Source organism: Streptomyces sp. NPDC048416 (genome assembly GCF_043200435.1).
In the GTDB taxonomy this organism is placed as follows: Bacteria; Actinomycetota; Actinomycetes; order Streptomycetales; family Streptomycetaceae; genus Streptomyces.
Genome location: NZ_JBICXU010000023.1, coordinates 1 through 14,676 on the forward strand (window position 1 = coordinate 1; position 14,676 = coordinate 14,676).

Annotated in this window: 11 protein-coding genes; 7 read left to right on the forward strand and 4 right to left on the reverse strand. The window is 71.9% G+C overall.

Annotation, left to right across the window (positions count from 1 at the left end; all coding sequences use genetic code 11):
- Nucleotides 1–637: 637 nt before the first annotated feature.
- Nucleotides 638–1,864: a fumarylacetoacetase gene (gene fahA, locus ACGFW5_RS25025; RefSeq protein WP_393836538.1), complete on the reverse strand. Its 1,227-nt coding sequence runs from the start codon at nucleotides 1,862–1,864 to the stop codon at nucleotides 638–640.
- A 223-nt stretch (nucleotides 1,865–2,087) separates the two neighbouring features.
- Between fahA and ACGFW5_RS25030 the strand changes: the two genes are divergently transcribed.
- Complete coding sequence (locus ACGFW5_RS25030; RefSeq protein ID WP_393836623.1) at nucleotides 2,088–3,323, forward strand: ATP-grasp domain-containing protein; 1,236 nt, start codon at nucleotides 2,088–2,090, stop codon at nucleotides 3,321–3,323.
- A gap of 105 nt (nucleotides 3,324–3,428) precedes the next feature.
- Nucleotides 3,429–4,634, forward strand: coding sequence for an FAD-dependent oxidoreductase (locus ACGFW5_RS25035; protein WP_393836539.1), 1,206 nt, complete (start codon nucleotides 3,429–3,431; stop codon nucleotides 4,632–4,634).
- 357 nt (nucleotides 4,635–4,991) lie between these two features.
- Here the strand turns inward: ACGFW5_RS25035 and ACGFW5_RS25040 are convergent, their stop codons facing one another.
- Both ACGFW5_RS25040 and ACGFW5_RS25045 read right to left on the reverse strand, forming a co-directional pair.
- The gene (locus tag ACGFW5_RS25040) at nucleotides 4,992–6,992 is read right to left on the reverse strand and encodes a CocE/NonD family hydrolase (protein ID WP_393836540.1); all 2,001 of its coding nucleotides are present in this window, start codon (nucleotides 6,990–6,992) and stop codon (nucleotides 4,992–4,994) included.
- 31 nt (nucleotides 6,993–7,023) lie between these two features.
- Nucleotides 7,024–8,523 carry a peptide MFS transporter gene (locus ACGFW5_RS25045; protein ID WP_393836624.1) on the reverse strand — a complete coding sequence of 500 codons (1,500 nt, stop codon included), beginning with the start codon at nucleotides 8,521–8,523 and terminating at the stop codon, nucleotides 7,024–7,026.
- A 190-nt stretch (nucleotides 8,524–8,713) separates the two neighbouring features.
- Here ACGFW5_RS25045 and ACGFW5_RS25050 point away from each other — a divergent pair, with 190 nt between their 5' ends.
- Complete coding sequence (locus ACGFW5_RS25050) at nucleotides 8,714–9,724, forward strand: polyprenyl synthetase family protein (protein WP_393836541.1); 1,011 nt, start codon at nucleotides 8,714–8,716, stop codon at nucleotides 9,722–9,724.
- Nucleotides 9,725–9,727: 3 nt separating this feature from the next.
- On the opposite strand, the gene ACGFW5_RS25055 is transcribed toward ACGFW5_RS25050, so the two are convergent.
- Nucleotides 9,728–10,267 carry a hypothetical protein gene (locus tag ACGFW5_RS25055; RefSeq protein WP_393836542.1) on the reverse strand — a complete coding sequence of 180 codons (540 nt, stop codon included), beginning with the start codon at nucleotides 10,265–10,267 and terminating at the stop codon, nucleotides 9,728–9,730.
- A gap of 316 nt (nucleotides 10,268–10,583) precedes the next feature.
- Here ACGFW5_RS25055 and ACGFW5_RS25060 point away from each other — a divergent pair, with 316 nt between their 5' ends.
- From ACGFW5_RS25060 to ACGFW5_RS25075, 4 genes are all read left to right on the forward strand, one after another.
- Nucleotides 10,584–11,819 carry an outer membrane lipoprotein carrier protein LolA gene (locus ACGFW5_RS25060; protein WP_393836543.1) on the forward strand — a complete coding sequence of 412 codons (1,236 nt, stop codon included), beginning with the start codon at nucleotides 10,584–10,586 and terminating at the stop codon, nucleotides 11,817–11,819.
- A gap of 105 nt (nucleotides 11,820–11,924) precedes the next feature.
- Nucleotides 11,925–12,875, forward strand: coding sequence for an ABC transporter ATP-binding protein (locus ACGFW5_RS25065; RefSeq protein ID WP_393836544.1), 951 nt, complete (start codon nucleotides 11,925–11,927; stop codon nucleotides 12,873–12,875).
- On the forward strand, nucleotides 12,862–13,773 hold the full coding sequence (locus ACGFW5_RS25070) for an ABC transporter permease (protein ID WP_393836545.1): 912 nt from the start codon (nucleotides 12,862–12,864) through the stop codon (nucleotides 13,771–13,773). The genes ACGFW5_RS25065 and ACGFW5_RS25070 overlap by 14 nt, the downstream gene beginning before the upstream one ends.
- A gap of 219 nt (nucleotides 13,774–13,992) precedes the next feature.
- Nucleotides 13,993–14,598 carry a TetR/AcrR family transcriptional regulator gene (locus ACGFW5_RS25075; RefSeq protein WP_393836546.1) on the forward strand — a complete coding sequence of 202 codons (606 nt, stop codon included), beginning with the start codon at nucleotides 13,993–13,995 and terminating at the stop codon, nucleotides 14,596–14,598.
- Nucleotides 14,599–14,676: the final 78 nt, after the last annotated feature.

The window sequence follows — 14,676 nt, forward strand, 5'->3', positions numbered from 1 at the left end:
GGGGCTGCGCCCCAGACCCCATGCGGGGGCTCCGCCCCCTGCACCCCCGTTCGCGCCTGAACGGCGCTCGTCCTCAATCGCCGGACAGGCTGAGGATGCCCATGCAGGCCGGCACGTCCCCCTGCACCAGTGCTGTTTGTTGGGGGCGCGGGGCTGTGTCATTGCGCGGCTCCGCCACGGTGGGCACGAGAAGCGATTCCGGGTGCCCTACAGGGGCGCGAGGAACTGCGCGACCAGCCACGCACGGCCCGCGGCCGAAGGCGGGGTTTCTGCCGCTGTGGCCGCGAGAAGCGACCACGGCCCGCACCCGAAGGCCGGTCTCCCCAGGGGCGCGGGGAACTGCGCGAAAAGCGACCACGGCCGGCAGCCGAAGACGGGTTTCAGGGGCGCGAGGAACTGCGCGAAAAGCGACCACGGCCCGCAGGGAACTACGGGTTTTTGGGGGCGCGGGGAACTGCGCAAGCAGCCCGCACGGCCCGCACCCGAAGGCCGGTCTCCCCAGGGGCGCGGGGAACTGCGCGAGCAGCCCCGCACGGGCCGCGGCCGATGGCGGGTTCAGGGGGCGCGGGGAACTGCGCGAGCAGCCCCGCACGGGCCGCGGCCGGAAGGGGGCGCAGGCCCCCCGGACGGGGGGACGTCAGGGCGTCGCGGTGATTCGGCCTCGGACCTCGCCCAGGCCGACCGGGACGCCATGGGGTCCGGGGGCCCAGGCCGTGAGGGTGACCTCGTCGCCGTCCTCCAGGAACGCCCGCTTGCCGGACGGCAGTTCCAGCGGCTCCGTGCCGTTCCAGGTGAGTTCGAGGAGCGAGCCGCGCTGGTCGCGCTCGGGGCCGCTGACCGTGCCCGAGCCGAACACGTCACCCGTACGCAGCGACGCGCCGTTCACCGTCATGTGGGCCAGCTGCTGCGCCGCCGTCCAGTACATGGAGGCGAACGGCGGCTCCGCGACCGGCGTGCCGTTGATCGAGACCGTGATGCGCAGGTCGAACCCGCCCGGGACCTCATCGGCGGAGTCGTCCAGGTAGGGCAGGAGGGGGAAGTCCCGGGCCGGCGGGGTGACGCGGGCCGCCGTCAGGGCCTCAAGGGGGGTGACCCATGCCGAGACCGACGTCGCGAAGGACTTGCCGAGGAAGGGGCCGAGCGGCACGTACTCCCAGGCCTGGATGTCCCGCGCCGACCAGTCGTTGAGCAGGAAAAGGCCGAAGACGTGGTCGTCGAAGGAGGCCAGGTCCACCGGCTCGCCCAGCGCGGACGGCGTGCCCACCACGAAGCCGACCTCGGCCTCGATGTCCAGCTTGACGGAGGGGCCGAAGAGCGGGGCCGGGTCGGCGGGGGTCTTGCGCTGGCCCTGGGGGCGGCGTACCTCCGTGCCCGACACCACGATCGTGCCGGATCGGCCGTGGTAACCGATCGGCAGATGCTTCCAGTTGGGGGTGAGCGCCGCGCCGTCGGGGCGGAAGATCTGGCCCACGTTCGTGGCGTGGTGCTCGCTCGCGTAGAAGTCGACGTAGTCGGCGACCTCGTACGGCAGGTGCATCTCGACGTCGCTGAGCGGGTGCAGCAGGGGCTCTATCACCGGGCGGTGCGCGGGCACCGTCACCCAGGCGGTGAGCGCCCGGCGCACATCGCGCCAGGCCGTGCGCCCCGCCGCGAGCAGCGGGTTGAGGCTGGGCTTCGCGAGGAGCGCCGCGTACGGGGAGCCCAGCGCGTGCGCCGCCGCTCCCGCGTCGAGGACGTGGTCGCCGATGCGGACGCCGACCCTGCGGTCGGCCGGGCGGTCCGGCGTGGAGAAGACGCCGTACGGGAGATTGTGCGGGCCGAAGGGATCGCCCTCGGCCAGTTCGAGCGGGCTCTGCTCGGACATCGGTGCCTGCCTCGCTTTCCACGGGTGTGGGCTACACGTTACGTCGACGGTGCGCGGGGCGGCAGTGCCTAAAGAGTTCGCAATGTCCGAAAATTCCGTCTCGGGGAGCGGTGATTCCCGCCTAGCGTCTCTGTCCGGGGCGTTGCAGGCGAGGGGGCCGCGCGCGCCCCGCCGGGCTGTGGGTGCCTTTTGTCCCGAGGGGGGACCGGTGGCGGGCAGGGGCGTGCTGTTCACGGCGGACCGGTGCATACCGGGACTGATCGTGAAGTTCGGGAACTATCCGTTGCACCACGGTGGTGTCGGCGCGATCCGCAGTCTGGGCAGACTGGGCGTGCCGATGTACGCGATCACCGAGGACCGCTGGACGCCCGCGGCCCACTCCCGTTACCTCACGCGTGCGTTCGCCTGGCCGACGACCGGCACCGAGGAGCCCGAGGCGCTGGTGGCGGGGCTGCTCGCGATCGGCCGGCGGATCGGGCGGCCCGCCGTCCTGATCCCCACCGACGAGGAGGCCGCGGTGGTGATCGCCGAGCACCAGAAGGAGCTCGGGGGCCTCTTCCTCTTTCCGCCGGTGGCGCCGGGACTGCCGCGGCGCCTGGCCAGCAAGCACGGGCTGCACGAACTCTGCGTGGAGCACGGGGTGCCGTCCCCGGCCGCCGCGTTTCCCGACACGTACGCCGACATCGAGGACTTCGCGCGGCACGCGCGCTTTCCCGTGGTGGCCAAGAACCGGGAGGCTTTCGTGCGGCGTCGCCGCCCCGCCGTGCCCGGCACCACCCGGATCGCGGACCCCTCGCACCTGCTCGCGCTGGCCCGCGGCTGGGGCGAGCGGCCCGGGGTGATCCTCCAGGAGTACCTGCCGTGTGAACACGGCGAGGACTGGATCGTGCACGCCTACTTCGACGAGAACTCCACGCCGCTCGCGCTGTTCACCGGCGTGAAGGTACGGTCCTGGCCGCCGCACGCCGGGATGACGGCGAACGCGTACGCCGTCGGCAACCCGGAACTCGCCGCGCTGGTCGAGCGGTTCGTCCGACGGATCGGCTTCACCGGCATCGTCGACCTCGATCTGCGCTTCGACCGCCGCGACGGCCGCTACAAGCTCCTGGACTTCAACCCCCGCATGGGTGCGCAGTTCCGCCTCTTCGAGAACGAGGCGGGCATCGACGTCCTGCGCGCACAGCACCTCCACCTCACCGGCCGGCGGGTGCCGGCGGGCGAACAGCGGGCCGGGCGCCGCTATGTGGTCGAGCACATCAGCCTGCCCGCGCTGCTCGCCTCCCGGCGTGGCGGATACACCACGCCGCACGCGCCCCGGCGGGCGACCGGCACCGAACTCGCCTGGATCGCCAGGGACGACCTCCGTCCCTTCCTCACGATGACGGCCCGCTTCCTGCGCCCCGGCGCGCGGCATCTGTACCGGCTCTGGCGGAGCTCCCGTCGCGCGGTGACCCGATGAAGGCCACCGAGGCCCAGGCCGGCCCGAACTCGCTTGTGGTGGGCGCCTGTTGGCGGCCCGGTGATCCGGAGTCGATGTTCCAGTAATTGGAGGAGGGGACGACCAGTGAGTACTGCGACACGTCCGGTTGTGGTCATCGGGGCGGGGCCTTTCGGCCTGTCCGCCGCCGCACATCTGCGCGCCCGGGGCCTCCCGGTCCGCGTCTTCGGCTCGCCCATGGTGAGCTGGCGCGAGCACATGCCGGCGGGCATGGTCCTCAAGTCGACGCCGGCCGCCTCCGGCATCGACGCGCCGCAGCCGGGGCACACGCTGCTCGACTTCTGCGCGGACACGGGGGTGCGGCGGCTCGAATCGGACTGGGACCTGATCCCGGTGGAGGACTTCGCCGCGTACGGGCAGTGGTTCGCGGCGAAGCTCGTCCCTGATGTGGAGCAGGTCCGGGTCGTCTCGGTGGACCGGGCGCGGGGCGGCGGTTTCGTCCTGAAGCTGGACTGTGGGGAGAGCTTCGAGGCGCGAGCGGTCGTCGTGGCCACCGGGCTCTCGGGGCTCGCCCGGCTGCCGCGCGAGCTGGCCGCGGCCGTGCCGGACGGTCCCTCGGCGACGGGCCCCGTCTCGCACGCCGCCCAGCACCGTGATCTGTCCGTCTTCGCGGGGCGCGAGGTCCTGGTGGTCGGCGCGGGCCAGTCCGCCCTGGAGAACGCGGTGTTGATGGCAGAGGCGGGGGCGCGCGTGCGGGTCGTGGCGCGGCGTGCGGGGGCGGTCGGGTTCGGCTCGGCCCCCGACCTCCAGCCCCGCTTCAGCCCCAACTCGCCCTTCGGCAGGGCGTGGTCGCTGTACGCCTTCTCCTACCACGCGACCCACTTCCGCCACCTGCCCGCTCCCGCCCGGCACTATCTGGTCCGCAATGTGCTGGGTCCGCTGGGCGCGTGGTGGCTGCGCGAACGCTTCACCGGGCGGGTCGCGGTGACCGACGGGCGCCGGATCGTACGGGCCCGGGTGGTGGGGGGCCGGCCCGTCCTCACCCTCAGCGGCGGGACCGGTCCTCAGCGGGAACTGTCCGCGGACCATGTCATGGCGGCGACGGGGTACCGCGTGGACGTGGCGGCGCTCGACTTCCTCGGGCACGGTCTGCGCACCCAGCTGCTGACCTCGCGGGGGGCGCCCGTCCTCGACGCGGGGTTGCGGTCCTCCGTGCCGGGGCTCTACTTCACGGGGCTGCCCGCGGCGGCGTCGTTCGGGCCGGTGATGCGGTTCGTGTGTGGCACGGGGTACGCGTCGCCGCGGCTGGCCGCCTCGGTGGCAGCGGGCTGACCCCCCCGCGCGGGGCTGACCCCCTACACGGGGCTGCGCCCCGGGCCCCACGGGCTGGGCCCCCACGCGGGGGTGACCCCCCACCCGGGGCTGCGCCCCGGCCCCACGGGGTTGGCTTTCGGGTGCGGGTCGTGGGTGGCTGGTCGCGCAGTTCCTCGCGCCCCTTCAGGGACCGGTTTTCGGGTGCGGGTTGTGGTCGCTTTTCGCGCAGTTCCTCGCGCCCCTTGAGAGACCGGTTTTCGGGTGCGGGCTGTGGTCGCTTCTCGCGCAGTTCCTCGCGCCCCTCAAACCCCCCTTTCGTCCGTGGGGCGTGGGTGGTTGCTCGCGTGGTTCCTCGCGTTCCTTGCTGGGGGGTGATCATCCTGCTTCGCGGGGGACGTGGCGTTCCCATGTGCGGTGGAAGACCACCTCGCCGCCCTCCCGGCACACCACCTCGTCGAAGGTGATGAAGTCCGCCGCGTCGCACGTGATCTCCGAGCGGGTGTCCACGGACACGTCCCAGCCCAGCTCCGGGCGGTGCAGCCGTACATGCCAGGTGGAGTGGGTCCGCGCGGACAGTGGGTCGTCCGACTGGATCGTGTACGTCTCGCGTGCGTCCTCCGTGAATTCGAGCCCGTCGGGATAGACCCGGGTGCCGCCGTAGCGGGGGTCGACCTCCAGGCGCCACTCGCCCTTCGCCACGTCCCGTACGACCAGCCGTTCCGGCCGGGGTTCGTCCAGGGGGGCCGGGTAGGAGACGCCGAGCGGCTCGGACTGCTCGGGGTCGGGGAAGGCGATGGTGTCGTCCGACGTCCGCTCCCGCAGCGGGAGTTCGAGCGAGGAGCCCGCCGGGTCGAGGGTGAAGCCCACCGAGTCGGCCTGCGGCCAGATCCACGGCCAGTACGCGGAGGACACCGCGAGCCGGATGCGGTGGCCCGGCCGGAAGGCGTGGCCGATGCCGTTCAGGGAGAACACCACGTCCTGCGTCGCGCCCAGCGGCCAGGCCTCCGCGCGGTCCCGGCCGTGGCGGGCGGAGAGGTTCAGGACGCCTCGCGTCACCAGCGTGGACGAGCCGTCCGGCGCCACGTCGCAGAGGCGCGCGATCGCCTGCCCGAAGGGCACGTCCATGCGCAGCCGGAGGGTCACCCGCGGGCGGCCCAGGATCTCCAGCGGGCCGGAATCCGCCGGGACGGGGAAGTCGAAGGCGGCCGAGTGGGCGTCCTCGCCGCGCTGGTCGGGCGGCAGGTCGGCGTCGTTGCCGAAGGGGAAGAAGCGGCCCGCGTCGAGCCCGGTGTGCTGCGGGGAACGCACCTGTACGGGCTCGCCGCCCAAGGCGTACGAGACGGGTGTGACGTGGGGCGAGGGCCAGGCGGGATCGCCCACCCAGCGTCCCGGGAGCTCGGCGTACACCGTGGCCGGCGGGTGCGAGTCGCTGATCCAGGAGCGCAGCAGGGGCTCCTTCATGACGCCGGTCTCCTCGCCCTTGAGGTGGTGGTCCCACCAGCGCAGGGTCTCCTGGAGGAAGCCGATCGCGGGGCCGGGCGGCAGGCCGCGGTCGGGGTACTGGTGCGACCAGGGGCCGATCAGACCCCGTACGCGGTCGGACGGCAGGTGCTCCACGAGCCGCAGCACGGTGTCCCGGTAGGGATCGTGCCAGCCGCCCACCGCGAGGACCGCCGCGTCGATCGCGGCGTAGTCCTCACAGACGCTGCCGTGCTTCCAGTAGGCGTCCCGGGTCTGGTGGGCGAGCCAGGTGTGGATGAACGGCCGCACCGTTTCGAGCCGTTCCAGCCACATTTCCCGCCATTCTTCCCCGATGAACGCCGGGTCGGGCGGGCGCGAGACGAAGGCCAGCATCGTCGCCGCCCAGGCGTGCATGTCCACGGCGAGCACCGCACCGCCCATGTAGTGGACGTCGTTGTCGTAGCGGTCGTCGGCCGAGCAGACCGTCACGACCGCCTTGAGCGGTTCGGGTGCGAGGGCCGCGATCTGGAGGCTGTTGAAGCCGCCCCAGGAGATGCCGAACATGCCGACCCTGCCCGAGCACCAGGGCTGCTGGGCAAGCCAGTTGACGACCGCGACACCGTCGGCGAGCTCCGTGGCGTCGTACTCGTCGCCCGGCAGCCCCCCGGAGCAGCCGTGCCCGCGCACATCGACGCGGACCGAGGCGTAGCCGTGCCCCGCGTACCAGGGGTGGCGCTGCCAGTCGCGCGGCGCCGTCCAGTCGGTCAGCCGGTAGGGGAGGTATTCGAGCAGCGCGGGGACGGGCTCATCGGTGACCGGGCGCCAGACGCGCGCGTACAGAAGCGTGCCGTCGGGCAGCGGGATCCGGACATCCTCGCGCTGCGTCTCGTACGGAAACTCGGTGCGGATGTGCATGACGGCGACCTCGGGGGAACGGGGTGCGTGCTCAGTGGACGGGGTGCATGGTGCGCTTGAGCCAGGGGGCGGCGACGATGACGGCGATGCCGGCGAGCACCGCGACGGCGCCGTTGACGCCGAAGTAGGCGGGGTTGGAGACCTTTCCGTACACCTTCACGGTCTGCGCCTGGATGCCGTTGGCCAGCGCGAGGGAGAGGAACCAGAGCGACATCGTCTGGCTGGCGAAGGCCCGCGGGGCGAGCTTGGTGGTGGCCGACATGCCGGAGGTTTCCAGCAGGATGTCGCCGAGCCCGAGCAGCAGGTACGAGCCGACGATCCACCAGGCCGCCATCTTGTAGGTGCCCGTGGAGTGGCCCGAGGTGGGCAGCACCATCAGGAGGAACGACAGGCCGCCCAGGATCACGCCGAAGGCGATCTTGTTGGAGCCGTGCGGCTGGCGCCGGCCCATGCGGGCCCACACGGCGGCCACCACCGGCGCGAGCGCCACCTCGAACGCGCCGAGCGCGGAGGCGTACCAGCTCGCCGGGAAGTGGAAGCCGAGGAGGGTCGTCTCGGCGTTGGTGGAGGCGAGCAGCATCATCGTCGAGTACGCCTGGAACAGGATGAAGTTGAAGGCGACCGAGGCCAGGAACAGCACGACGTACGGCCTCAGGCGGCCACGCTCATCGGCGCTCACGCGGGGGCTGGCGAACATCACCGCGAAGTAGACGACCGGCGCGATGACCGAGATCAGCGTCAACAGGTCGACGAAGCGGCCCATGGTCAGCCAGCCGCCCAGCGCGAGGAGCACGGCGAGCGCCGCCACGATCACGGCGCCGAGAATCATGAGGCGGACCGCGCGCCGCATCCCCTCGGGCGGCAGGGCGAATTCGGCCGCGTGCTTGCGCCCGGCCAGGTGGCGGCGGCCGAGCACGTACTGGATCAGGCCGAACGTCATGCCGATGGCGGCCGCCGAGAAGCCCCAGTGCCAGCCCTTGTGGTCGCCGAGCCAGCCGGTGATCAGCGGGCCGAGGAAGGCGCCGATGTTGATGCCCATGTAGTACAGGGCGAACCCGGCGTCGCGGCGCTCGTCGTCGGTGCGGTAGAGCTTGCCGACCATGGAGGCGACGTTGGGTTTGAGCAGGCCGGTGCCGGCGCTGATCAGGCCGAGCCCGATCCAGGTCGTCACCGGGGCGGGCACGGCCATCGCGTAGTGGCCGCAGGCGATGAGGATGCCGCCGTACAGGACGGCCCGGTAGGAGCCGAGGATGCGGTCGGCGAGCCAGCCGCCGGCCACCGAGACCAGGTAGACGAGCGTGCCGTACGCGGCCGATACGGAGGCCGCGGTGCCCGCGTCCATGCCCATGCCGCCGTGCGCGACGGAGTCGGCGAAGTACAGGACCAGGATCGCCTGCATGCCGAGGAAGGAGAACCGCTCCCAGACCTCCAGGCCGGAGAGGGTGAGCAGGCCGCGGGGCTGGCCGAAAAAAGCGTGGTCGTCCTGCGGCGGCGGCTGCTCCGCGGCCGGTTCTCCCGGGGTGTCGGCCATCGTTCTGGACACAAGCTCCACTCCTGGTCGTATGAGCTGATCAAGAACATACCGGGGCACAAGGGACTGTGCGCGGGAGGTGACGGGAAGGCGCCCATGGTGATCGAACAGCGACCCGATACGCTGAGTTGAGTGAAGGCAGCGACACATCGACAATCCGTGTGATCGTCAGCAGACAGGAGTACCCCTCGTGACCGTCGTCGGGCCGTTCGGGCTGAGCGTGCGGGACCAGGCACTTGAAGCCGATGTCCAGACCGGATTGGCAGCTGTCGAGGCGGGGCTGCTCGATGCCACCAAGAGCGAGGTTCCGTTCATCACGGAGGCCGCGCAGCACCTCGTCCGCGCAGGTGGCAAGCGGTTCCGCCCGTTGATCGTGATGCTGGCCGCCCAGTTCGGCGATCCCTACGCGCCGGGCATCGTGCCCTCCGCCGTGGTCGTCGAGCTCACCCATCTGGCGACGCTGTACCACGACGACGTGATGGACGAGGCCGACGTGCGCCGCGGCGTGGACAGCGCCAACGCCCGCTGGGGCAACTCCGTCGCCGTCCTGACGGGTGATTTTCTCTTCGCGCGCGCCTCGCACATACTGGCGGATCTCGGCCCCGAGGCCGTACGGATTCAGGCCGAGGCGTTCGAACGGCTCGTGACCGGGCAGATCCTGGAGACCGCGGGCCCCCGCGACGGGCGCGACCCGGTCGACCACTATCTCGACGTGCTGGCCGGCAAGACCGGGTCACTGGTCGCGGTCTCCGGCCGGTTCGGCGCGATGATGTCCGGCGCCGACGAGTCGGTCGTCGACATCCTCACGCAGTACGGCGAGCGACTGGGCACCGCCTTCCAGCTGGCCGACGACGTCCTGGACATCGCCAGCGACTCGCACGAGTCGGGCAAGACCCCGGGCACCGACCTGCGCGAGGGCATTTCCACGCTGCCGGTCCTGCACCTGAGGGCGCGGGCCGCCCGGGACGGGCGTCCGGAGGACCTGGAGCTCGTGGCGCTGCTCGACGGCGACCTCAGCGACGACGCACGGCACGCGGAGGCGCTGCGGCGGCTGCGCGTCCACCCGGCCCTTGAGCAGGCGCGCAGGGACACCGTGCGGTACGCGGAGGAGGCACGGGCCACCCTCGCTCCGCTGCCCTCCGGGTACGCCAAGGCGGCCCTCGAAGAGCTCTGTGACGCGGTCGTGCACCGCGCCGGCTGAGGATCAGTAGCCCGAACCGCCTCCCGATCCGTCACCGGTGCTGCTCGCGGCCTTCGCGCCGGTCGGGGTCGCGGCGAACCAGATGCCGCCCACGCCCTGGCCGGAGGCCTCGTGCGGCGCGACGTCCTTGGCGTACCGGTAGAGCGGCCACCCCGCCAGGGTCAGCTGCTTGCTGCCGTCGGCGCGGGTGACCGTGCCGAGGAGCGAGCTGTCGATGCCCTTCACGTTGACGCCGGCGGCGGGCGCGGGGGCCGGGGGCCACTGGGCGGCGCAGGTGCCGTAGCAGTTCGACTTGGGCGCCGGCTTGGCGGTGTCCTTGTCGAAGCGGTAGAGCACGAACCCCTTGCCGTCGACGACCACCGTGCCGACCTTGTCGGCCTTCGCGGTGGACAGGGCGGCGCCGGAGGGCTGTGAGGAGCTGCTGCCGGTCTTCGAGGGGCTGGGGGTGGAACTGGTTGCGCCGCTTCCGCAGCCGCTGACGGCGAGCGCGAGAACGAACGCACCCGCTGCGGCGCCCACGGCGTAGCGCTGGGTCCTGAGCATGGCGATCCCCCTTCGTAGTGCCGCTTGCTCTCGCACTCGGATACGGATGTGGGAGCCCTGCGATTCATGACGAACCGGATCAATTCGGGACGTACCCCGTCGCCCGGTGGCGGGTACCCCTACGGGGTGGGGAGACCGGTGCCGGTCTCCGTCATCCCAGAGAGGTACGGCGGTTGCTCCCGGGGGCTGACGCCAAAGGCCGTGCATTTTGGTCGAATGGATATCACCACTCCTGACCAATTCGGGTGAGAATGGCGGCGCGGGGTGGAACTGAGCACGACGGACGGACGCCGCCGACCACGGAGGTAGGGCACACATGGCACCGAACGACAGCGCACAGGCCACCGGCGAGGCCAAGGAGCCCGGCGCGGGCCGCCGGAAGGCCGCGCGCTATGCCGTCCCGATCGCGGTCGCGGGCGTGGCGGCGGCAACCATCGGGCTCGTCCCGGCACTCGCGGCGGCCGGTGACCCGAGCCTGCCGAAGATCAGTGCGCAGCAGCTCCTGGAGAAGATGGCCGCCTCGGACACCCAGCAGCTGTCCGGCACGGTGAAGGTCAGCACCGACCTGGGCCTTCCGGGCCTCGGCAGCCTCGGCTCGTTCATGCCCAAGGGCGGCGGCTCGGACACGTCGGCCTCCCCCGACGCGAAGCTCACCGAGCTCGCTTCGGGCACCCACACCCTGCGCGTCGCGGCCGACGGCCCCGACCGCCAGAAGGTGTCGATCCTGGAGGACGCGGCGGAGTACAGCCTGATCCACAACGGCAACGACGTCTGGGCGTACGACAGCGGCTCCAACCAGGCGTACCACTCCCGGCATTCCGCGGCCGACGCGGGCAAGGAGCACGGCGGCAGGACGCCGGACGCGGGGGTGCCGACCACGCCCAAGGCGCTGGCCGACCAGTTCCTCAAGAACGTCGACCCCACCACGGCGGTGTCGGTCGACGGCACGGTACGGGTGGCCGGGCGCGACGCGTACCAGCTCCTGATCAAGCCGAAGCAGTCCGGCTCGACGATCGGCTCGGTCCGCATAGCCGTGGACGCCAGGACGAGCGTGCCGCTGAAGTTCACGCTCCTGCCGAGCGCGGGCGGCAAGGCCGTGGTCGACGCCGGCTTCACCAAGGTCGACTTCTCCAAGCCGTCCGCGAGCACCTTCACGTTCAGCCCGCCCAAGGGCGCCAAGGTCACCGAGGACGACGGCAAGCAGAAGCAGACGTTCAAGCCCGGGGAGAACCTGCCCGGCGGGCTCGGCGGTCTGAGTGACGCCAAGGACGGCAAGAACACCAAGGTGATCGGCAAGGGCTGGAGCGCCATCGCCGAGATCCAGACCGGCGGCAAGGGCCTGCCGAAGGCGGACCAGGGCAAGGGCGGCCAGGGCGGCCAGGACGCCCAGAAGTTCCTCGACTCCCTCGGCGACAAGGTCTCCGGTCCGTTCGGCACGGGCACGGTCTTCAAGACCCGCCTGGTCAACGCCCTGATCACGGACAACGGCACGGTGTACGTGGGCGCGGTGACCAAGGACGCCCTGGTCGCGGCCGCGAACTCGGGTCACTAACCTCGGGTCACTAACAAGGAGGTTGGGGGAGGGGCCGGCCGCAGCCGGGGCGGCCCCTCTTTGGCCGGGCTCTTGCCCGGCTGCCACGGCGGGAAGGCGCGGAGTGTGGGAGATCCTGAACCGGTCATCGAGACGCACGGCCTGAGCAAGCGCTACCCCGGCGGCCGGCCGGCCGTGAACGGGCTCGACCTCACCGTGCCCCGCGGCAGCGTCTTCGGCTTCCTCGGGCCCAACGGCTCCGGCAAGACGACCACCATCCGCATGCTGATGGGCCTCATCGAGCCGACCTCCGGTACCGCACGGGTCCTCGGCAGCCCCATGCCGAAGGCGGTCCGCACCGTACTTCCCCGCATCGGCGCCCTCATCGAGGGGCCGGCGCTGTACGGCTTCCTGTCGGGCCGCGACAACCTGCTGCGCTACGACGCCGCCGACCCCACCGCGGACCCGCGCACCCGCGCCGCCCGCGTAACGGACGCCCTCGACCGGGTGGGCCTCACGGCCGCGGCGGGCAAGAAGGCGCGGGCGTACTCGCTGGGCATGAAGCAGCGCCTCGGCCTGGCGGCGGCGCTGCTCCAGCCCCGGGAACTGCTCGTCCTGGACGAGCCGACGAACGGCCTCGACCCGCAGGGCATGCGGGAAATCCGCTCGCTCATCCGGGAGCTGGCGTCCGAAGGGACGACCGTCTTCCTCTCCTCGCACCTGCTCGACGAGATCGAGCAGGTCTGCTCGCACGCCGCCGTGCTGAACCAGGGCCGGCTCGTCGTCCAGGGCGAGGTGGCCGAGCTGGCCGCGACCGCGCGCGGCCGCCTCGCCGTGACCACCCCGGACACGGGAGCCGCGGCCAGGCTCCTCAAGGAACGCGGGATCGCCGGGGTGACGGTGGCGGACGACGACCGCGTGATCGGCGAACTCCCGCCCGAGGGCGTCGAGTTGGCGGACATCAACGCCGAGCTGGTGCGGGCCGGGGTGCGGGTGCGTGGCTTCGCGGCCGAACGGGCCTCGCTTGAGGACGCCTTCGTCGCACTGACCGGGGAGGGCTTCGATGTCGCGGGCTGAGACCGAAGGCGTGGCGGTCCGGGACCCGGAGCCGCCGCCCGCGCGGAAACCGGGCGTGCTGTGGTCGCTCGGGCTCTTCCGCTCCGAGCTGGTCATCGTGCTGCGTCGCAAGCGCACCCTCGCCCTGCTCGCGGTGCTCGCCGCGGTGCCCGTCCTCATCGGCATCGCGGTGCGGATCGAGACGGGCGGCGACGGGGCGGGCGGCAGGGGCGGTGGCCGAGGCGGCGGCCCCGCCTTCGTCTCGCAGATCACCAACAACGGGCTGTTCCTGGTCTTCGCCGCCCTCGCGGCCACCCTGCCGGTCTTCCTGCCCCTGGCGGTCGGCGTGGTGGCGGGGGACGCGGTGGCAGGCGAGGCGAACTCGGGCACCCTGCGCTATCTGCTGGTCGCCCCCGCGGGCCGCACCCGGCTGCTGCTCGCCAAGTACGCCTCGGTGCTCGCGTTCTGCCTGGTGGCCACGCTGGTGGTGGCGGCGTCCGCGCTGGCGGTCGGCGCGCTGCTCTTCCCGCTCGGCGACGTCATGACGATCTCCGGCACGCACATCTCCTTCGCCGACGGGCTGCTGCGCGCCGTGGCGATCGCGGGGGTGGTCGCGGTCTCCCTGTCCGGGATGGCCGCGCTCGGCCTGTTCGTGTCGACGCTGACCAACAGCGGGATCGCGGCGATGGCCTCGACCGTCGCACTGCTGATCACGGTCCAGATCCTGGGCCAGATTCCGCAGCTGCACGCGCTCGGGCCGTACCTCTTCCCGCACTACTGGCTGTCGTTCGCCGACCTGCTGCGCGATCCCGTCTTCTGGGACCAGCTGGTGAAGAACGTCGAACTCCAGGCCCTGTACGTCGCGGTCTTCGGCTCGGCGGCCTGGGCACGCTTCACGACGAAGGACATCACGGCGTGAGCGTGCGCGGACCCCGACCGGGTCCGGGCGCTGGACCGAAACCGGGACCGCAACCGGATCCGGGACAGGGACCGGTGCGGGAACGCAGACCGGAACGGTCCGGCCGTGTCGAGCCCACCCCCGTGACAGCTCGACACGACACGTTCCGTTTCCTGCGACATTGTTGGAGCCACACGTTCTGCTGTCAATCCGGTTCCGGCCTGCTCGTAGAGTGAGGGCATGGCCGCCCCGTCCGAATCCGCCCCGACTTCCCGGCGCCGCAGCGAGAAGTCACGTCGAGCGACGCTGTCCGCCGCGCTCGAACTGTGTACGGAGAACGGATACGACAAGGTCACCATCGAGGCCATCGCGGCACGCGCGGGTGTGAGCAAGAAGACGATCTACCGCTGGTGGGCGACGAAGGGCGCGGTCCTGCTCGACGCCGTGACCGAACTCGTGGTCAACGACACACCCTTCCCCGACACCGGCGACATCGACGCCGATCTGCGTACCCACATCGGAAGCCTGGTGCACGTGTTCACCTCGCCGGTGGCGGGCCCCGCGTACACGGGGATCCTCTCGGAGGTGCTGCACGACGAGCGGCTGGCCAGGGCGGTCAACGACGAGCTCGTGATCCCGCGGGTCTCTCTCGTCCTGGCCCGCATGCGCGAGGCCCAGGAGCAGGGTCAGCTGCCCCCGGGCGCGGATCTGCATCTGGGCGTCGAGATGATGTACGGGCCGCTCTACTACCGCCACGCGCTGGGCCGGCCGCTGCCCTCCCCCGAGCTCGTGGACGCGCTGGTGACCCATGTCATGCGTGCGCTGCGGACGTCGGTGTCGAGCTGAAGAAGGTCGTGGCGCGCGTCTCGGCGCGCAGAGGGCGGGGCGGGGAGGGGCCGCGCAGGGCGGGGCGGCGCAGGGTGG

Coding starts and splice junctions, on each gene's coding strand:
- fahA (WP_393836538.1), bottom strand. CDS start 1,864: ATGTCCGAGCAGAGCCCGCTCGAACTGGCCGAGGGCGATCCCTTCGGC.
- ACGFW5_RS25040 (WP_393836540.1), bottom strand. CDS start 6,992: ATGCACATCCGCACCGAGTTTCCGTACGAGACGCAGCGCGAGGATGTC.
- ACGFW5_RS25045 (WP_393836624.1), bottom strand. CDS start 8,523: ATGGCCGACACCCCGGGAGAACCGGCCGCGGAGCAGCCGCCGCCGCAG.
- ACGFW5_RS25055 (WP_393836542.1), bottom strand. CDS start 10,267: ATGCTCAGGACCCAGCGCTACGCCGTGGGCGCCGCAGCGGGTGCGTTC.
- ACGFW5_RS25060 (WP_393836543.1), top strand. CDS start 10,584: ATGGCACCGAACGACAGCGCACAGGCCACCGGCGAGGCCAAGGAGCCC.
- ACGFW5_RS25070 (WP_393836545.1), top strand. CDS start 12,862: ATGTCGCGGGCTGAGACCGAAGGCGTGGCGGTCCGGGACCCGGAGCCG.
- ACGFW5_RS25075 (WP_393836546.1), top strand. CDS start 13,993: ATGGCCGCCCCGTCCGAATCCGCCCCGACTTCCCGGCGCCGCAGCGAG.